General features: G+C 63.6%; 19 protein-coding genes and 1 tRNA gene. 7 read left to right on the top strand and 13 right to left on the bottom strand.

Translation table 11 applies throughout. The annotated features are described in order from the left end of the window. Nucleotides 1–6 precede the first annotated feature (6 nt). The 4 genes from EN861_RS10020 to EN861_RS10040 all read right to left on the bottom strand — a co-directional run bounded on the left by EN861_RS10020 (nucleotide 7) and on the right by EN861_RS10040 (nucleotide 4,874). A complete protein-coding gene (locus tag EN861_RS10020) occupies nucleotides 7–1,494 on the bottom strand; it encodes a M81 family metallopeptidase (protein WP_135863329.1) in 1,488 nt (495 codons plus the stop codon). Between the two features lie 78 nt (nucleotides 1,495–1,572). Next, a complete protein-coding gene (locus EN861_RS10025) occupies nucleotides 1,573–2,397 on the bottom strand; it encodes a carbohydrate ABC transporter permease (protein WP_127277072.1) in 825 nt (274 codons plus the stop codon). Further along, on the bottom strand, nucleotides 2,394–3,263 hold the full coding sequence (locus EN861_RS10030; RefSeq protein ID WP_127277074.1) for a sugar ABC transporter permease: 870 nt from the start codon (nucleotides 3,261–3,263) through the stop codon (nucleotides 2,394–2,396). The genes EN861_RS10025 and EN861_RS10030 overlap by 4 nt, the downstream gene beginning before the upstream one ends. A 384-nt stretch (nucleotides 3,264–3,647) precedes the next feature. After that, nucleotides 3,648–4,874, bottom strand: coding sequence for a sugar ABC transporter substrate-binding protein (locus EN861_RS10040; RefSeq protein WP_127277076.1), 1,227 nt, complete (start codon nucleotides 4,872–4,874; stop codon nucleotides 3,648–3,650). Between the two features lie 181 nt (nucleotides 4,875–5,055). On the opposite strand from EN861_RS10040, the gene EN861_RS10045 reads away from it, so the two are divergent. From EN861_RS10045 to EN861_RS10055, 3 genes are read left to right on the top strand one after another with little or no spacing between them, the layout of a single operon-like run. Continuing rightward, nucleotides 5,056–5,826, top strand: coding sequence for an SDR family oxidoreductase (locus EN861_RS10045; protein WP_135863331.1), 771 nt, complete (start codon nucleotides 5,056–5,058; stop codon nucleotides 5,824–5,826). Between the two features lie 2 nt (nucleotides 5,827–5,828). Further along, nucleotides 5,829–6,899: an ABC transporter ATP-binding protein gene (locus EN861_RS10050; RefSeq protein WP_135863333.1), complete on the top strand. Its 1,071-nt coding sequence runs from the start codon at nucleotides 5,829–5,831 to the stop codon at nucleotides 6,897–6,899. A gap of 16 nt (nucleotides 6,900–6,915) precedes the next feature. Next, nucleotides 6,916–7,797, top strand: coding sequence for a MurR/RpiR family transcriptional regulator (locus EN861_RS10055; RefSeq protein WP_127277082.1), 882 nt, complete (start codon nucleotides 6,916–6,918; stop codon nucleotides 7,795–7,797). 3 nt (nucleotides 7,798–7,800) lie between these two features. Here the strand turns inward: EN861_RS10055 and EN861_RS10060 are convergent, their stop codons facing one another. After that, on the bottom strand, nucleotides 7,801–8,124 hold the full coding sequence (locus EN861_RS10060) for a DUF167 domain-containing protein (RefSeq protein WP_127872887.1): 324 nt from the start codon (nucleotides 8,122–8,124) through the stop codon (nucleotides 7,801–7,803). 7 nt (nucleotides 8,125–8,131) lie between these two features. Continuing rightward, the gene (locus EN861_RS10065) at nucleotides 8,132–8,425 is read right to left on the bottom strand and encodes a YggT family protein (RefSeq protein WP_015315112.1); all 294 of its coding nucleotides are present in this window, start codon (nucleotides 8,423–8,425) and stop codon (nucleotides 8,132–8,134) included. 148 nt (nucleotides 8,426–8,573) lie between these two features. On the opposite strand from EN861_RS10065, the gene EN861_RS10070 reads away from it, so the two are divergent. The 3 genes from EN861_RS10070 (at nucleotide 8,574) to EN861_RS10080 (ending at nucleotide 10,269) form a co-directional block, all read left to right on the top strand. Continuing rightward, a tRNA-Ala gene (locus tag EN861_RS10070) sits at nucleotides 8,574–8,649 on the top strand. A gap of 320 nt (nucleotides 8,650–8,969) precedes the next feature. Continuing rightward, nucleotides 8,970–9,719, top strand: a complete 750-nt coding sequence (locus tag EN861_RS10075; RefSeq protein WP_127277086.1) for a helix-turn-helix transcriptional regulator — start codon at nucleotides 8,970–8,972, stop codon at nucleotides 9,717–9,719. Between the two features lie 298 nt (nucleotides 9,720–10,017). After that, nucleotides 10,018–10,269, top strand: a complete 252-nt coding sequence (locus EN861_RS10080; protein WP_127277088.1) for a hypothetical protein — start codon at nucleotides 10,018–10,020, stop codon at nucleotides 10,267–10,269. Nucleotides 10,270–10,284: 15 nt separating this feature from the next. Here EN861_RS10080 and EN861_RS10085 read toward each other — a convergent pair whose 3' ends face one another. The 3 genes from EN861_RS10085 to exbB are packed head-to-tail and all read right to left on the bottom strand — an operon-like array spanning nucleotide 10,285 to nucleotide 12,648. Then, a complete protein-coding gene (locus tag EN861_RS10085; protein ID WP_127872885.1) occupies nucleotides 10,285–11,223 on the bottom strand; it encodes an energy transducer TonB in 939 nt (312 codons plus the stop codon). Then, nucleotides 11,220–11,687 (bottom strand): TonB system transport protein ExbD, encoded by a 468-nt coding sequence (exbD, locus tag EN861_RS10090; protein ID WP_127872884.1) that lies wholly within the window; start codon nucleotides 11,685–11,687, stop codon nucleotides 11,220–11,222. Before exbD ends, EN861_RS10085 begins: the two co-directional genes overlap by 4 nt. 13 nt (nucleotides 11,688–11,700) lie before the next feature. After that, nucleotides 11,701–12,648, bottom strand: a complete 948-nt coding sequence (exbB, locus tag EN861_RS10095; RefSeq protein WP_127872883.1) for a tonB-system energizer ExbB — start codon at nucleotides 12,646–12,648, stop codon at nucleotides 11,701–11,703. Nucleotides 12,649–12,990: 342 nt separating this feature from the next. Between exbB and EN861_RS10100 the strand changes: the two genes are divergently transcribed. Further along, entirely contained in the window at nucleotides 12,991–13,677 is a 687-nt protein-coding gene (locus EN861_RS10100) for an isochorismatase family cysteine hydrolase (protein ID WP_127872882.1), read from the top strand. A gap of 6 nt (nucleotides 13,678–13,683) precedes the next feature. Here EN861_RS10100 and EN861_RS10105 read toward each other — a convergent pair whose 3' ends face one another. The 4 genes from EN861_RS10105 to EN861_RS10120 form a co-directional block, all read right to left on the bottom strand. Beyond that, nucleotides 13,684–14,625 carry an LLM class flavin-dependent oxidoreductase gene (locus EN861_RS10105; RefSeq protein WP_127279724.1) on the bottom strand — a complete coding sequence of 314 codons (942 nt, stop codon included), beginning with the start codon at nucleotides 14,623–14,625 and terminating at the stop codon, nucleotides 13,684–13,686. Between the two features lie 135 nt (nucleotides 14,626–14,760). Next, nucleotides 14,761–14,916, bottom strand: coding sequence for a hypothetical protein (locus EN861_RS10110; protein ID WP_135863335.1), 156 nt, complete (start codon nucleotides 14,914–14,916; stop codon nucleotides 14,761–14,763). 187 nt (nucleotides 14,917–15,103) lie between these two features. Then, nucleotides 15,104–16,048: an ABC transporter permease gene (locus EN861_RS10115; protein ID WP_135863337.1), complete on the bottom strand. Its 945-nt coding sequence runs from the start codon at nucleotides 16,046–16,048 to the stop codon at nucleotides 15,104–15,106. Then, the gene (locus EN861_RS10120) at nucleotides 16,045–17,100 is read right to left on the bottom strand and encodes an ABC transporter permease (protein WP_135863339.1); all 1,056 of its coding nucleotides are present in this window, start codon (nucleotides 17,098–17,100) and stop codon (nucleotides 16,045–16,047) included. The genes EN861_RS10115 and EN861_RS10120 overlap by 4 nt, the downstream gene beginning before the upstream one ends. Nucleotides 17,101–17,121 lie beyond the last annotated feature (21 nt).

Genomic DNA, 17,121 nt, shown 5'->3' on the forward strand with positions numbered 1-17,121 from the left:
CCCTCGTTATCCCTTACTGCTGACCTTCCACGGATCCTTCACCCTCGGCCACACCGGCCGTGTCAGCTTCCTGTAATCGGTCACCGCAGGATTGCTCGGATACGAACTCGGCGCCGAGACATAGATGATCTCGGCGCCGATCGGTTCGAAGCCGGCATAAAAGTGGTTGGTCGACTTGATCAGCAGCATGTCCTTGGCCAGCGGATCGACGCCGATGTTGGAGAAAATGTCCGGCTCGAAAGTCTGCGTGCGATTGGTGTTGAGGATGATGTCGACCTCGGTGCCTTCGATGCGGACCAACGCGGCCGGCCCGAGCGTCACCCGGCTTGGCCCGAAACTTTGCCACCCCTCGTTAACGGCCTTCAGCACCTTGACGCGCGCGTCGATCGGCTCACCCGCTTGAGGCCCGGCCTTGCCGCCGAAACGCAGGTCTATGACAGCGCCCTCGCCGGCCGCCAGGCAGAAGGTCACCGCTATCGGATCCCAGATCGTCGCCACGCCAAGCTTGTCCAGGCCGCGCGCCAGCATCTGGCGCAGCACGAAGGTGCCGTCGCCGGGAACGCCGCCGCCGGGATTGTCCCAGACGTCGGCGATGACCACGGGCTTGCCGGGATTCCCGGCACGTACGGCCAGCGCCCGGTCGATGCCGTCGGCGGCATCAAGCATCGTCATCGCTGTCTTTTCGCGCATGGAATAGAGCTCGCGTCCGAGTTGTTCCGCCAGCGCGTCGCCCCTGGCCTTGTCATTGTCGGTGACGACGAGGATGCGCGTGCCCATTTCCGGCACGTCGGCGGCCATGAAGCCGTGGATGACGGAGACCGACAGAACGCCGTCCTTGCCGTGCAGCGCCTTGATGCGGTCGACGAAGGAGCGCATCGGCTCGCGGCTGGTCGGCAGCACCTGGATCATGCGGCAGTCGAAGGTCGAGATGACAGGCTTGATCTCGCCACGCGCCGCGGCAAGCCCGAGTTCGACGACGTGTTCGCCGCGCTCGTAGAAATCGGTGTGCGGGAATTCGAGGAAATAGGCCATGATGTCGGACGCCGCCACGCGCTTGGGCGTCAGATGGCTGTGCGGATCGAACTCGCAGGCGATCACCACGCCAGGCCCGACGATGCCGCGCACGCGCTCCAGCAGATCGCCCTCGCAGTCGTCATAGCCTTGCGCCACCATGGCGCCATGCAGGCCCAGCATGACGGCATCGACCGGCAAGGCGGCCTTGAGCTGGCCAAGTATTTCGTCGCGCAGCGCCTCATAGGTCTGCCGCTGCACGAGACCGCCGGGCTCGGCCCAGGTCGCGGTGCCTTCGATCACGGTGAGACCTTCCGCGGCCGCGCGGCGGCGCAGCGCCACGATCGGCGAAGAGCACAGCGTCGGCGTTTCCGGATGCTTGCCCGGACCGGCATAGAAAGCCATCTCGAACGAGGCCCGGTCTGTCGGCACCGGCGAGAAGGTGTTGGTTTCCGTCGCCAGCGAGGCGGTGAAGATACGCATGAAAGCTCCGTGGACTTCTTGTTTTTTCGCAATTCCGCGCGGAAAACCGCTGGGAACTTTTCCTGAATTGCTGGAATGCTATTTGACCGCCCCGAGCGCCAGCCCCCGGACGAGATAACGCTGCAGCCAAATGAACAGAATCGCCACCGGCAAGGTGGCCAACAGCGTCGCCGCCATGACGTGATGCCATTCGATCGTGTAGCGGCCAGCGACCAGCGAGAACACCTGGATCGGCAGCGTGTAGCTCTCCTGGCTGCGCAGCATGGTCAGCGCCACGACGAACTCGTTCCAGGCGTTGATGAAGGTGAAGATCGCCGTCACCGCGATCGCCGGCAGGCAAAGCGGCAGGAACACTTTTCGCAAGGTCAGCCAGCGCCCGGCCCCTTCCATCCAGGCCGCCTCCTCGAGGTCACGCGGAATGGTGTCGAAATAGCTCTGCAGCATCCACACGGTGAAGGCGACGTTGAAGGCCATGTAGATGAAGCCGAGCGCCGTGGTGCTCTCGACCAGCCCCCAGGCGGCCATCAGCCGGAACAGGCCGAGCACCAGCACGATCGGTGAGATCATCTGCGAGATCAGCAGGAACTGGCGGAAGGCGCCGTAGCCGGCGAAGCGGAAGCGCGACATCGCGTAAGCCGCGGGCACCGAGATCAAGATGGCGCCGACGGTAGCGATCACCGAGACGTAGAGCGAATTGGCCAGCGCCTGGCCGAAGCCGGTCGCCACCCACATGTCGGAAAAATTCGACCAGCGGAACTCGCTCGGCCACCAGGTGGGTGTCAGCACTTCGGTCCGTGGCTTCACCGCGGTCAGGAACATCACCGCGAAGGGGAAGATCGTCACCACGATCAAAGGCGCCAGCAGCAGCCACGCGATGGCGGTACGCTTCAGTTTGCTGCTCATGCGCGCTGCTCCCGCATGGCGAGGCGCACATAGATCATGGTGAAGACCAGCAATATGGCGAACATCACCAGCGACACCGCCGACGCCTCGCCCAGCTTGCCGATGCGGAAGGCGAGCTTGTAGAGGTGGGTCACCAGGATGTCGGTCGAATTGGCCGGCCCGCCCTGCGTCATCACCCAGATGATCGGGAAGGAATTGAAGACGTAGATCGTGTTGAGCACGATGGCGATGTTGATGAACGGTTTCAGCAGCGGAAAGGTGATCTCGCGGAACTGCTGCAGCGGCGTTGCCCCCTCCAAGGCGGCCGCCTCGTAGAGATCATCCGGGATCGACGACAGGCCGCCGAGGAAGATCGTCGTGGTGAACGGCACCGTCACCAATATGCCGATCAGCACCTGCATCGGAAAGGCCGTGCCGGCCTGTGCCAGCCATTGGATGTTGTGGTCGATCAGGCCGAGCCCGATCAGCGCCGAATTCAGCATGCCGCTTTCGCCGCTCAGCGCCCAGCGCCAGACCACCGCCGTCATGGTCAACGACACCGCCCAGGGCAGCATGATGATGACGCGCGCAAGGCCACGGCCATAGAAATCGGTGTTGAGGATCATCGCCACCGGGATCGAGACCAGCAGCGCGCCGCCGACCACCAGCACCGTCCACAGCCCGGTACGCCAGAGGGCCGCGATGAAATCGGGATCGGCGGTGAGCGCGGCGAAATTGGTCAGGCCGCTGAACTCCCGCAACTGGCCAAACCGATTGACGTCGTGCGTCGCGATCTGGATCAGGTCCCAGACCGGCCAGAAAATGACCACCGCAGCCAGGAACAGGCTGGGCAGGGTCAGGAGATAGGGCAGGAAGCGATTTTGCATCGGCTGGTTTGTACCGCTTTGCGAGGCATCAGTAGCGCTGGTTGGCCAACAGACCTGTTCTTCCCAGGCGCCCGGTTTCGAACTCTTTCCCGCCGTCGGCGCCGCCCCTCACCTGCCTGCCGGCATCCTCTCCCCGTATAGTGACGGGGAGAGGGGGTGCTTTCGTCACCGCTTTCGCCAGTCACCAGCGTCCAAGAAGGGCGCCGAGATTGCGACCAGCCCTTTCTCCCCGTCACTATACGGGGAGAAATGCCCGGCAGGGCAATGAGGGGCGGCGCTGACATTGGAGAGCAGCCGAACACTTCTAGAAGTGTGGCGCGCCCCGCCTGAGTCGGGGGCGCGCCACGGGCGCAGGGAGATACGCCCTATTTCTTGAACACGGCCCTATTTCTTCAGCACCGCATTGGCCTTGACTGCCGCCTCCTTCAAGCCTGCCTCGGGGTCGCCGCCGAGATAGATCTTCTGCATGGCGTCCGAGGTGATCTGGGCGACTTCTTCCCAGCCCGGGATGATCGGCGCGAAACGGGCATCCGGCAGCAGCGCGGTAAAGGCGGCGAGATCGGCGTTGTTGACGTAATAGTCCATCTTGGCCTCTTCCTTGTTCACCGGGAGGAAGCCTTCGCCTTGCGTGAACTTGGCGCGCTGCTCCGTGGTGAACAGGAAGTCCATCAGCTTCCAGGCCTCATCCTTGTTCTTGGAGTTCTTGAACATGATCATGGAATCGGTGACGCCATAGGTGCCGCGCGCGCCGGTCGGCCCGGCCGGAATGGCGGCCACGCCGTATTTGAGGCTCGGCGCCTCATCCTTGATCTGGTTGGACAGGAAGGGCGCGGTGATCATCATGCCGACCTTGCCCTGCTTGAACAGGTTCTGCACGTCCTCACGGTTGTTGGAGGTGACGCCGGGCTCCGTCAGCCCCTCGTCGATCATCGACTTGTAGAGCTTGGCGGCTTCGAGCGCGCCCGGCGTGCCGAGGCCCGACGTGCCGTCCTTGTTGAGGATCTCGGTGCCCTGCGACCACATGGCGTAGTAGTAGTAGACGTCGGTCTCGATCTCCTTGCCCTGCAGGCCGAAACCGAAGGCACCCTGCGCCTTGATCTTGCGGGCATCCTCCTGCAGTTCGGTCCAGGTTGCCGGCGGCTTGGCGATGCCGGCCTTCTCGAACAGCTCCTTGTTGTAATACATGGCGCGCGCCGAAGCGGCGATCGGCAACCCATAGGTCTTGCCGCCCATGATCGAGGGCGACAGGAAGGTGTCGATGAAGCGGCCCTTGAATTCGGGCGTGATATAGCTGTCGAGCGGCTCGGCGACATCCTGCTGGACGAAGTCGATCAGCCAGCGCGTGCCGATGATGGAGAGATCAGCATTGGTGCCGGCGGTGATGTCGGTGGTCAGCTTCTGCAGGAGCACATCCCAGGGCACCACCTCGAACTTGACGGTGATCCCGGGATTCTTCGCCTCGAACTCTTTCTTGACCTCTTCGAAGTAGGGGCCGGTCTTGGCGCTGTATTCGGCGACGGTAACCCGCACTTCGCCAGCTTCTGCCTGCGCCGCGAAGGCCAGAATGCCCATTCCGGCCATCAGGCCGGCAGTCCATTTCGCAAGGTTCATCTGATCTCTCCCATTTGGTCCACGCTTTTGCGCTCCCTGTGCCGGTGCTGACACAAGATTTATGTGACTTTCCTACATTATCGATGAATTTGCCGCATGCAAGCGGATTATGATGTTGCTTAATTACATTCCATTCTTTAGCCTGCCGGCATCTGCCTGACCTGCCGGAGGAGCAAGCGCCGTGGTTTCGAGAGCCGAATTCGAAGGCAGGACGGTCGTCATCACCGGCGCCGGTGGCGGCCTTGGCTCCGCGATCGCCGCACTGCTGGCCGGCAGTGGCGCACGGGTGGTCGGCTGCGACCAGTCCGAGGAGGCGCTGGCGAGCCCGCACCTTGCCTCGCGTCATGTCTTCGATCTTCTCGACCGGGCCTCGGTCGAAGCCGCGGTCGCCGCAGTGCTCGAAAAGGACGGCGTCCCCGACATTGTGATCAACAATGCCGGCTGGACGCGCGCCGAGACGCTCGATGCGCTGACGGCGGACAGGATCGAGCATGAACTCGACCTCAACCTGACCGGCGTGATGATTTTCGCCGATCCCATTGCCAAGGCGATGGCCGCGCGCGGTTCGGGCAGCGTCGTCTTCATTTCGTCCGTCAACGCCATCGCGCATTTCGGCAACCCCGCCTATGCCGCTGCCAAGGCCGGCATCAACGCCTATGCCAAATCGATCGCCGTCGAGCTCGGCCGCAGCGGCGTGCGCGCCAATGTGGTCTGCCCCGGATCGATCCGCACCGCCGCCTGGGACCATCGCCTCGCCAAGAACCCCGACATAATCGGCAAGCTGCAGCGGCTCTATCCGCTCGGCCGCATCGTCAACGCCTCGGAAGTGGCCGAAGCGGTGGCTTTCCTTGCCTCCGACCGGGCCTCGGGCGTAACAGGCGTGGTGATGCCCGTGGACGCGGGATTGACCGCCGGCTGCCTGCCGTTCATCGACGACATATTGGGAGCGTGACCATGACCGACGTCGAGTTTCGCAACCTGTCGAAATCCTTCGGCCAGCACAAGATACTCGAGAACATCAGCCTCGACATCACGAGCGGCGAATTCGTGGTGCTGGTCGGTCCGTCCGGCTGCGGCAAGTCGACCTTGCTGCGCATGCTGGCGGGCCTGGAGACCATCAGTTCCGGCGACCTCTTGATCGGCGGCACACGCGCCAACGACCTGCCGCCACAGCAGCGCAACATCGCCATGGTGTTCCAGTCCTATGCGCTATTTCCTCACCTCAAGGCCTCGGACAATATCGGCTTCGGTCCGAAGATCCGGGGCGAGGACCGCACCGCCATCGACCAGAAGGTCAAGAAGGCGTCCGGCGTCCTCAACCTGTTCTCCTACCTCGACCGTTATCCCCGCCAGCTCTCCGGCGGCCAGCGCCAGCGCGTCGCCATGGGCCGCGCCATCGTGCGTGAACCCTCCGTCTTCCTGTTCGATGAGCCGCTCAGCAATCTCGACGCGCAGCTGCGCGTGCAGATGCGCACCGAGATCAAGGCACTGCACCAGCGGCTGAAATCGACCATCGTCTACGTCACCCACGACCAGATCGAGGCCATGACCATGGCCGACCGCATCGTGGTGATGGATCGCGGCAGGATCCAGCAGGTCGGAGCGCCGCTGGAGCTCTATGACAGGCCGTCCAACAAGTTCGTCGCCGGCTTCCTCGGCTCGCCGTCGATGAGCTTTGTTTCCGGGGCGCTCAAGACGACGCCCGAGAGAACCTGGTTCGAGTCGACCGGCGGCGGACGGCTTGCGCTCGCCGGCAAACCGGTGCCGGCAGGCAGTGCCGTGGAGGCCGGCATCCGGCCCGAACATTTCATCGTCGGCGAGGCCACTGATGCCATGGCGCTCAAGGTTGATGTCGTCGAGCCGACCGGTTCCGAAACCCATGTCTACGGCACCATTGGCGCCGACACTGTGCGCGCCGTGTTCCGCGACCGGGTGCCGGTCCGGCCTGGCGACCTGCTGCCGGTCTCGGTCGCCCCCGGCAACATCCATCTGTTCGACACGGCGACGGGCCTGCCGCTGAGATGACGACGGAAACTCGAATATGAAGACGCCGGCCGACATCATCACGCGGCTGCAACTGATGTCGCAGGACGGCACCAAGTCGGATCGCCGGCTGGCAAGCCTCGTTCTGTCCGATCTCGACTTCGCCTCCAAGGCAGCAATCTCGGAAATTGCCGCGCGCGTCGGCGTCAGTGAGCCGACAGTCACCCGTTTCTGCCGCAACCTCGGCTGCGAGGGCCTGCGCGACTTCAAGTTCTATCTGGCGCAGGCCATTGCCATCGGCGGCCAGTATCTGTCGCCGGAGCCGCTGAGCCGCGATGCCCGCGAACAGCGCATCGCATCGGCCATCACCGAAGCCGCGATCGCCTCCATCCAGCGCGTCAGCGAAAACCTCGACATGACGACACTGGTCGACGTCGCCGCGCGCCTCGCGGCGTCAGGCAATGTTCTGTGCATCGGTTCGGGTGGCATTTCCTCGATGATGGCGACCGAGATGCAGAACCGGCTGTTCAGGCTGGGTCTGCCGGTCCTGGCGCAGATCGACGGCCAGTTGCAGCGCATGTACGCCGCCGTTGCCACGCCGGACACCACCGTCGTCGCCTTCTCGGTCTCCGGCTATGCGCGCTCGGTCATCGAGGCGGTGCAGGTCGCCCAGCAATATGGCGCCGCCACGGTGGCCGTCACTGCGCCCGACTCCGCGCTGGCCAAGGTCGCCGACACGGTCATCCACCTGCAGCCGCTCGAGGACGGCAACATCTACAAGCCGACATCGTCGCGCTACGCGCTGCTGGCGATCGTCGACATGATCGTCACATCGGTCGCCGAGACCCGCGGCCCGAAGGTGCTGGAGAACCTGCGCCGCATCAAGCAGAGCGTGAACACGCTGAAGGTCGACGATCCGCGTTTGCCGCTGGGGGATTGAACTTCAGGTAGAGGATAGACGGCAGAGCGCATCGACACTTCTTGCCAGCGCCGCCGGTTCGCCTGAAATGCGCAGCGTCTTGAGACGGGCCGTGCCGCCGGCAACGACCGAAACCGAAGATGCCGGCACGCCCAGCGCCTTGGCGACCAGCCTCTCCAGCGCTTGATTGGCGGCGCCATTTTCCGGCACGGCGCGGACCCGCGCCTTCAAATGGCTTCGTCCGTCCGCCGATGTTTCGACGCCTTCCAGCCGGTCCACGGAAGACTTCGGCGTCAGCCGGACGAACAGATCAACGCCGTTCTCGCGAATGCGGTACGGCGCGCTCATGCGATCGTCAGGCCAGCAACAGCGGCGCCACCGTGGTGAGAATGAACTGCCTGAGGAAGAACAGGATCAAAAGCAGGATGATCGGCGAGATGTCGATGCCGCCAAGGTCGGGCATGAAGCGGCGGATCGGCCGCAGCGCCGGCTCGGTCAACCTGTAGAGCATGTTGCCGATGCTGCCGACGAACTGATTGCGCGAGTTGACGACGTTGAAGGCATAGAGCCAGGAAAAGATCGCCGAAGCGATGATGACCCACCAATAGAGGTCGAGCGCCATGACGATGGTTTGAATGAGGGCGAGCATGCCGGTCTCCAATTGTTGCCGACATGTAGCCACTACGCGCCGAACCGGCAAGGGCAGGGTTCAGCCACGCGACCGGCGGGCGGGTTTTTGGTGAAGCGCCGCCTTGACAGGAAACCGCGTCGCCCGATAAATGCGCCATCCGCTGGACGGGGCTGTAGCTCAGCTGGGAGAGCGCGTCGTTCGCAATGACGAGGTCAGGAGTTCGATCCTCCTCAGCTCCACCAGCGGAATAATCGATTGTCCGCCTTTCCGGCGCGGTAACGCCCAAGCATCATCCTATACATCGCGATGCATCACCCGGCGTCAATGCCCCCAAAAATGGCCAGAAGCGACTTCGCCTTTCCAAGGTGAAATGGTTGTCAATTGGACTTATGGCGATGGCCGGTTTCCGATCGGCGCTATTTTTTTTGGAAGCCGCCCCATTAGACTGGCGTTCTCAAATCAGTTTTTCTGTGTGTTGTGACAAGGCGTTTCGGCGGGGGCGACCGAAGGCGCTATACGGATTCCGAGTCGAAATGAAGAAGCCGCCCGCGGAAGCAAAAAAGTGTCCATTCGCGACAATCTCGCTGCAAATCTCAGGCGGCTCTGCAAGGACCATGCTTCCGTCAGCGCGGTGTGCCGCGAACTGGGCATCAACCGCACGCAGTTCGAGCGTTACCTGCAGGGGCAGACCGTCCCCAACAAGGCCACCGCCAAGCTGATCTGCGACTACTTCCGAATCGACGAGGCCGAACTGTACCGGGACCCCGGCACCCCCGAGCCCACGGCTCCCGGCCTGCCGCCGATCTCCGAAAGCCTGTTCACCCAGATGATCCGCCCGCCCGCCCCGTCGATCGCGGGCGGCACCTATTTCACCTATTTTTCGATCCCGACCCGCGCCGACCTCCTGATGCGGTCGGTGACCTTCGTGCGTCGCGAGGCTGAACTGGTCACATTCCGCTGGGTCACCGGATGGTCGGAGCGCCGCGGCTCGACATGGGCGCGGGCGCGCGGCAACCATTATGGCGTGGCGATCTCGCGCCTCAACTGGATCTATTTCAGCGGCGTCAACCGCCGCCAGACAGGCGAGCCATCGCTGATCTCGGTGCAATGGGCGCCTATCTCCGAACCGGTGCTGAGAGGCAAGGCCATGCTTCTGACCGAAACCGGGCCGGCATTCGTGTCGGTCATCATGCGGCAGGACATGTCCAATATCCCGCCCAGGCATGCGATCCGCATGGCGCATGTCGTCAGGCTCGATGATCCCGGCGTCGATCAGCTCGTCGTCAGCCTTGCCCGGGACGGGCTGGATTAGCAACTTGCTTACGCTAAATAAGAACAAGAATATCCCGAAAAAGCGTATGCTAGCGATTGCCTACTCCATATCTGAGTAAAATCGATTTTTTTAGACTTTACAGCCAGGAAAGATATTTTAGATCATATTTGATTTACTACAATTTTAACAAATCATTAACTCTCCGGACCTTACCTTTCTACTCGCGGGTACGAACTTGGCCCGCATTCGGCGGGCTCGACCATCAATTGGCCGACTCGACATGTCCAGTGTAGCCCATACGCATTCCTAGAGTTCCATCCGATGACAGGAGCAGCAGGTGTCAAATCAGTCACTACGTCAGTCAGAGCTCGATAGTCTGCAATATATCGCGACGATGACCAACGAACTGGTGCAGATGGCCGAAGCAAGCCGTTTTCCCATGATCTCCTATCTGCTCGGCATGGCCTATGCCGAGGCCTTCGATGTCTTGCGCGGCGCACGCCCGGCCAGACATGCGCAGCTCAGCGGCAACCCGATGCATCCCAAGGCACACGCGAAAGACAACCACGCTCAACCAAGAACAGCGTAGCGCGACGGGGCGGCGCTAGTCCTGTAGACTGAACACGAATGGCGCCGTACGGATGACGCGCGAGCCGAGTTCCGGCGGCGGCGCCGGCACGGTGGCGCCCTGCAGCACCGCGAGCGCTGCGCGGTCGAGCTCGGCATCACCGGACGAACGCACGACCCGCGCCGACAGCACCCGGCCGGACGGGTCCATGGTGAAAGTCACATTCACATTGCCTTGCGCGCGACGGGATTTCGCGGCACTCGGGTAGCGCTTATGGCGATTGATCCACGCCGTCAGCCGCGATTCCCATTTGGCCGGGCTGACACCCGAAAACCCGGCCGCCGAACTCGGCGCCGCTGCCTTGGCGGCGGGCCTGGCTTCGGCGCTCGCGGCACTTGCCGTCTTCAGTGGTTCGGCCTTTTCCTTCTTCGGCCTTGGCTTGAGCTTGTCGGCAGGCCTTTTGACCTTGGCTTCGGCAGGCTTCTTGTCCTTGCGTCTTTCGGCCGGCTTTGACCGCGGCATCGGGACGACAACCTCCGGCGCGACCGCCTCGACAATATCGGGGACGACCTCGTCCAAGGGCGGCTGGACGACCGGTTCGACCTCTATCATCTCCATGGGTTCGTCCGGCGGCACCGTCTCCAGCTCGGCAGCAGGTTCGGCTTGCTCGACTACCTTGTCGGGCTCGGCGGTCTTCTCCGTCTCCTCGACCGGCTCGGTCTGGTCGGGAATCGCTACATCGAGCATCGCCGCCTGTTCGGGTGCCGCCGGCGTCATCATCATCGGCGCCATTTCGATCACCGGCGCCGGCGGCGGCCCGCTATCCGACGGTTCGACTGGACTGAAATTCTGCACAGCATAAGCGACGGCGACATGCGCCCCAAGCATCAGCACGGCCGCACATGCCCATAGGGCAAGGTCGCGCCAGCCGAAGCGCGACAGCCCCATCGTGGGCGAGGCGGCCGATCGTGTCATGGGGCAGCCGTTCCGCCTGGCACCGGTGCGGCGGCATCACCGGCGGGCGCCGCCTCCAGGCCGACCAGGGCGACCTTCAGATAGCCGGCGGCACGCAGCAGGTTCATCGTCTCCATCAGGTCGCCATAGGCCACCGCCTTGTCGGCGCGCAGGAAGATTCGCGTCTGCTTGTCGCCCTTGGTGCGGCTGTCGAGCGTGGCGGCAAAAGCCGGGCGCGGCACGGTGTCGTTGCCGATCGCGAGCGTGAGATCATCCTTCAATGTCAGGAAAATCGGCGTTTCTGGCCGCGGCGCCGGCATCGCGGTCGAGCCGGGCAGGTCGACATTGACATCCACCGTCGCCAGCGGCGCTGCGACCATGAAGATGATCAACAGCACCAGGATGACATCGATGAACGGCGTGACATTGATCTCGTGGCTCTCCTCGAGATCGTCGTCCATGGTCTGTCGAAGCCTGCTTCCCACGGCACCGCCCCCTCTACTCTGCCGCCAGCACCGCCGCGGGTGCTATCGCGCGGAAATCGAGGTCGCGGCTGACCAGCCGTTCGACGCCCGCCGAGGCGTCGGCCAGTGTCTGCCGGTAGCCGGCTATCGAGCGGGCAAAGACGTTGTAAATCACAACCGCCGGAATTGCCGCGACCAGCCCCATCGCGGTGGCCAGCAACGCCTCGGCGATGCTCGGCGCCACCACGGCGAGATTGGTGGTCTGCGCCTGCGAAATGCCGATGAAGGCGTTCATGATGCCCCAGACTGTGCCGAACAGGCCGACGAAAGGCGCCGTGGACCCGATCGTCGCCAGCAGGCCGGCGCCGCGCGACATGCGCCGCGACGCTGCCGCCTCGATGCGCGACAGGCGCGAGGCGACCCGTTCCTTCAGTCCCTCCCCGCCGACATGGTCGAGCGCGCCGGCCGAAAGCGCGGTCTCTTCCTCGGCGGCCCGCACCAGGAGCGCGCCGGGACCGCCACTGCGGTCGAGCGCCCGGCTCGCCTGCTTCAACGTCGCGGCATCGCCGATCGCGCGGACGGCATGGCGGACACGCAGCTTGCCGGCGAAAATTTCCAGCGACTTGGCCAGCCATATCGTCCAGGTGACGAGCGACGCGAACGCCAATCCGATCATCACCGCCTTCACGATGATGTCGGCGGCCATGAACATGCCCCATGGCGACAGGTCGTGCGGCAGGTTCAGCTCCATCGTCCCCGCAAGGCCCGTCCCCGCCGGCTGCGGCTGCGCAGGCATCGCTGGTACTTCAGCCGCCGGTGGGGCGGGTGCCGGTACAGCTGGAGCAGCTTGTGCCGCTTCTGCCGGCGCGGCAGGGGCCCCGACTACTGCTGCAGCGACGGCCGGTTGCTCCTGGGCCACCGCGCCGGTCGCCGCCAGGATCACCGATGCGACCAACGCCGCCAACAAACCATGTCTCGACACGAGCTTCTTCCTTGCTCTCACGGCGGCCAGAATGCGGTCTGGGTATCGGCTTCGGCCCCGGCCATGGCATTTCTCCAGCGCGGCCGCCGTTTTCCAATCCTGGTTACGGCAGGCAGGTGCCCGGGTTGACTATAAAACATGAACTTACTAGTCAACATTGAAGATGACAACGGCACTCAACAACTCTTGGGAATGTGCCGGTCAAAACCCTGAAGCGCCGTGACGGCTTGTTACCGATTATGGGCGATCCGCGCCGGCGATATCCACCGCACGATACCGGACTTCCGGTGTCGCGGCATCGATGCGAAGTCGCTAGAATGATCCGGCGGCAAGGAGCTCGGGATGATCAAGGCAATACCCTTCGACTACCCTTATGATGGCAGGCTGGTGGCCCAAAACACTGCGTTGATCGTCATCGACCTGCAACAGGATTTCCTGTCGACAACGGGCTATTTCGCCAGGAAGGGATATGACCCCTCGCCGCTGCGGGCGATCCTGCCCACGGTGAACCGCCTGATCGCGGCCGCGCGCAGGGCCGGGCTCACCATCGTCCACACCAGGCAGGGTTACCGCGCCGACATGGCCGACATGACGCCCTATGAGAAATGGCGCCGCAAGCGCGCCGGTCTCGACGGCACCGACGTCCTGCTGCGCTCGGGCGCGGGGTTCCAGATCGTTCCGGAGATCGATGTCGCACCGCACGACATCATCGTAGACAAGACCTGCAACAGCGCCTTCACCTATACGGATTTCGAGCTCGTGCTGCGCGCGCGAGGCATCACGCATCTGATGTTTTCCGGATGCACGACGGATGTCTGCGTTCACACCACGCTGCGCGAGGCCTGTGACCGCAATTTGCAGTGCCTGACCATTTCGGACGCCTGCGCCAGCGGTGATCAAAAGGCGCATGAAGCGGCGTTGCACATGGTGACGGTCGAGGACGGCGTCTTCGGCGTGCTGGCCGATTCGGACGCCGTCATCGATGGCCTGTCGCGGCTTGCCGGCAGACATCATGCAACAGAAGATTGACGGGCCTCAGCCCACTGCTCGCGTCTCCAGCCCAGCGCCAGGCGCATAAGCTCCGTGGTGGAATTCGTTAGCCTCCCGGCGCGCCAGGGAGTTGCGCAGCAACGCAATGGTTTCCCGGCCAGCCGTCGCGATCTCGTGTGGCGTGTCGACGCCGATGACCATGAACTCATCGATGCCGAGAGCCGCATAGGCAAGCAGCGACAGCGCGACCTGGGCCGGAGGCCCGGAGAGGTCGACCGTCTTTTGGCCGGCGACGGAAACACCTTGGTGGATCCTGACCGGAAGCGCGAAGCGCAGTTTGCCGGCGCGGCCATGTTCGGCCGCGGCGCGACGCGCCCGCTCCATCAATTGCCTGATATCGTCGATCGGACCCGGCGCCAGTTCGAAGACATCGGCATGCCGGCCTGCCACCTTCAGCGCAGTTCCGGATTGCCCGCCCATACGGATCACGAGGTCGGCGCCATGCGGACCCTTGCGCTCGATATAACCACCCTTGATGCTGTAGAACGCACCTTCGTGGTCGAAGGGCCGGTCGTTCGACCACAGCCGCTTCAACAGCACCAGATATTCGTCGATCCGCTGCCAGACGACGCCATGTCCGACCGGCCGTGTCTCGGCATCGTCGTCGTTCAACGGCTCGCTGATCATCCTGAGGGCCAGCCGTCCGCCGCTGCCCCTGTCGATGGACGCCAACTGGCGGGCAGCCACCGTCGGTTCGATCACGCCGGCCCAATGGGTGAGCACCACTTCCAGCGAAGCAGTGCGGTTGAGCACCTGGGCGGCAAGATCCATGTTGGTCAGCAGTCCGGCCGAATCGTCGACGACGATCTTCTGGAAACCGCCGTCCTCGATCAGCCCGAGTTTGGTCGCGGTCTCTGCGAAGTCATAGAAAAAGGGAACCGTCGCGTCGGCGGTCTTGCCGGGAACATGCGTGAATTCGATCGGCATTGTCATCTCCTCCATCACTGGAATCACTGATGCTGTGAAATGCGAATCCACAGGCGCGAAAGCGCTCCGGGATCCGGTTCATTCAACTCCGATTGCCTGACAACTGTGGGCAGCTACCCCTGCCGATCTGGTGCCTTAGGGAATAAGGCCCAGCACGACTGCCCCGGTGAACACGAACGCAAGGGCAAAGACGAGATAGGCGAAAGCGCCGGCATAGGCCGGGCGAAAGCCCTGGGCATTGGCCAGCCTCTGGCCGCTGCTGTCCGTCTGGGCGTTCTGGATACAGGACATATCGACCTCCGTCTCGCCGGTTAATCTATAAAACTTGTAGACTTTGTCGATTGCTATTTTCCGGTCATTGGCAGAATTATTTTCTCAGTGATCGCCAAAAATTGGTGTGAAATTGCTGTGGGGATCGATCTGAGCGATCGACTGACGCAGCATGGCGGCATCCCTAGCGATGCAGGAAGGTTCTTGCCTACCGCTCCTCTCGTCGAAACGGCTTCAGCAGCGCCGAGGGTGCCACCGCGTTGCGCGACATCACCGCCATGGCGACAATCGTAAAGATGAAGGGCAGCATCAGGAACGCCTCGTAAGGGATGTGCCCGAGCCCGCTCGCTTGCATGCGCAGCTGGAGCGCATCGACGAAGGCAAACAGCAGCGCCGCACCCGCCGAGCGCCACGGATCCCAGCGGCCGAACACGACCAGCGCGATTGCCACCCAGCCGCGTCCGGACACCACGCCGAAGGTGAAGGCGTTGAACTGCGCCATCGACAGGAAGGCGCCGGCGAGCCCCATCAGTGCACCGCCAAGGATGACGGCCTGGAAGCGCGTGGCAATGACGCTGACGCCGGCGGAATCGGCGGCACGCGGGTTCTCGCCGACCATGCGCACCGACAGGCCCCATGGCGTGCGGTAGAGCACGAAGGCAGCGAGCGGGATGGCCAGGATCGCCATGTAGACCAGCGCGAACTGGTTGAACACCGCCGGCCCGAGCACCGGAATATCGGACAGAACCGGGATCGGCAGCGTCTGAAAACCCTTGATGCTTGGCGGCACCGATTGCTGGCCGAAGATCAGCCGGTAGAGGAAATAGGCAAGCCCCGATGAGAACAGCGTCACGCCGATGCCGCAGACATGCTGGCTGAGGCCGAGCGCCACCGTGAACAGCGCATGCAGCGCGCCCATCAGCATGCCGGTCAGCACCGCCACCAGCACGCCAAGCCACAGGCTGCCACTGAGGCTGGTGGCGGTGAAGCCGGTCATGGCGCATAGCAGCATGATGCCTTCGATGCCGAGATTGAGCACGCCGGCCCGTTCGGAGAACATTTCGCCGAGCGTGGCAAAGGCCAGCGGCGTGGCGATGCGGATGATGGCGGCGAGAAAGCCGACCTGAAAAATCTGTTCCAGCACGGCGCTCATCGGGCGACCCCGACGCGGCGGATGCGATAGGCGGTGAACAGCAGCGCGACCAGCATGGCGAGCAGAGCCGTGCCCTGGATGACGTCGCTGAGGAACGCCGGCACGCCGGTCGCGCGCGACATGGCTTCCGCACCGGTCATCACGGCGGCAAGGAAGATCGCCGCCGGCACCACGCCGAGCGGGTTGAGCCGCGCCAGCATGGCGACGACGATGCCGGAATAGCCGTAGCCCGGCGAAATATCGCTCATCACCTGGAAATGCACGCCGCCGACCTCGCCGACACCGGCAAGGCCGGCCAGCGCGCCGGAAAGCAATGCTGTCGAGATCAGCACCCGCTCGACATGGATGCCGCCATATCTGGCGGCTTCCGGGTTTTCACCGGTGACGCGGATGCGGAAACCGAGCGTCGTGCGCACGATCAGGAACCAGATCAGCGGCGCCGCGACCAGCGCCACGATGAGGCCGAGATGCAGCCGCGTGCCTTCGATCAGCACCGGAAAATTGGCCGAATCCTCGATCGGGGGCGAGATCGGGTAGCCGCTGAAGCTATCCTTCCACGGCCCTTCGATCAGCGCCATCAACGCGTAGTAGATGACCGAGTTGAGGAGCAGCGAACTGACGACGTCGTCGACCTTGAATTTGACCCGTAGCGCCGCGGGGACAAGCGCCACCGCCGCACCGGCAGCAGCACCGGCGATTGTCATCAGCAGCATGGCGAGTGGCCCCGGCATCGGGATCGCGCCGACGAAGCAACTGGCCACCGCGCCGGCCAGCAATTGCCCCTCGGCGCCGATGTTCCAGAACTTGGCCCGGAAGGCGACGGCGACCGCCAGCCCGGTGAAGATCATCGGTGCGGCGCGCACCAGCGTTTCGGTGATGGCATAGCTGTCGCCGAGCGAAGCGGTGAACATGACGCCATAGGATTCGAACACACCAGCCCCGGCCAGCGCGATCAGGCCGCTGCACAAGACGAGCGTGGCAGCGATCGCCAGCAACGGCAGTGCCAGGTTGAACCAGGCTGGCGTGGAGGTCCGGACTTCGAGGCGAAACATCAGCCTTGGCCCTCCGCTCTT

Source organism: Mesorhizobium sp. M8A.F.Ca.ET.218.01.1.1 (assembly GCF_004791165.1).
GTDB lineage: Bacteria > Pseudomonadota > Alphaproteobacteria > Rhizobiales > Rhizobiaceae > Mesorhizobium.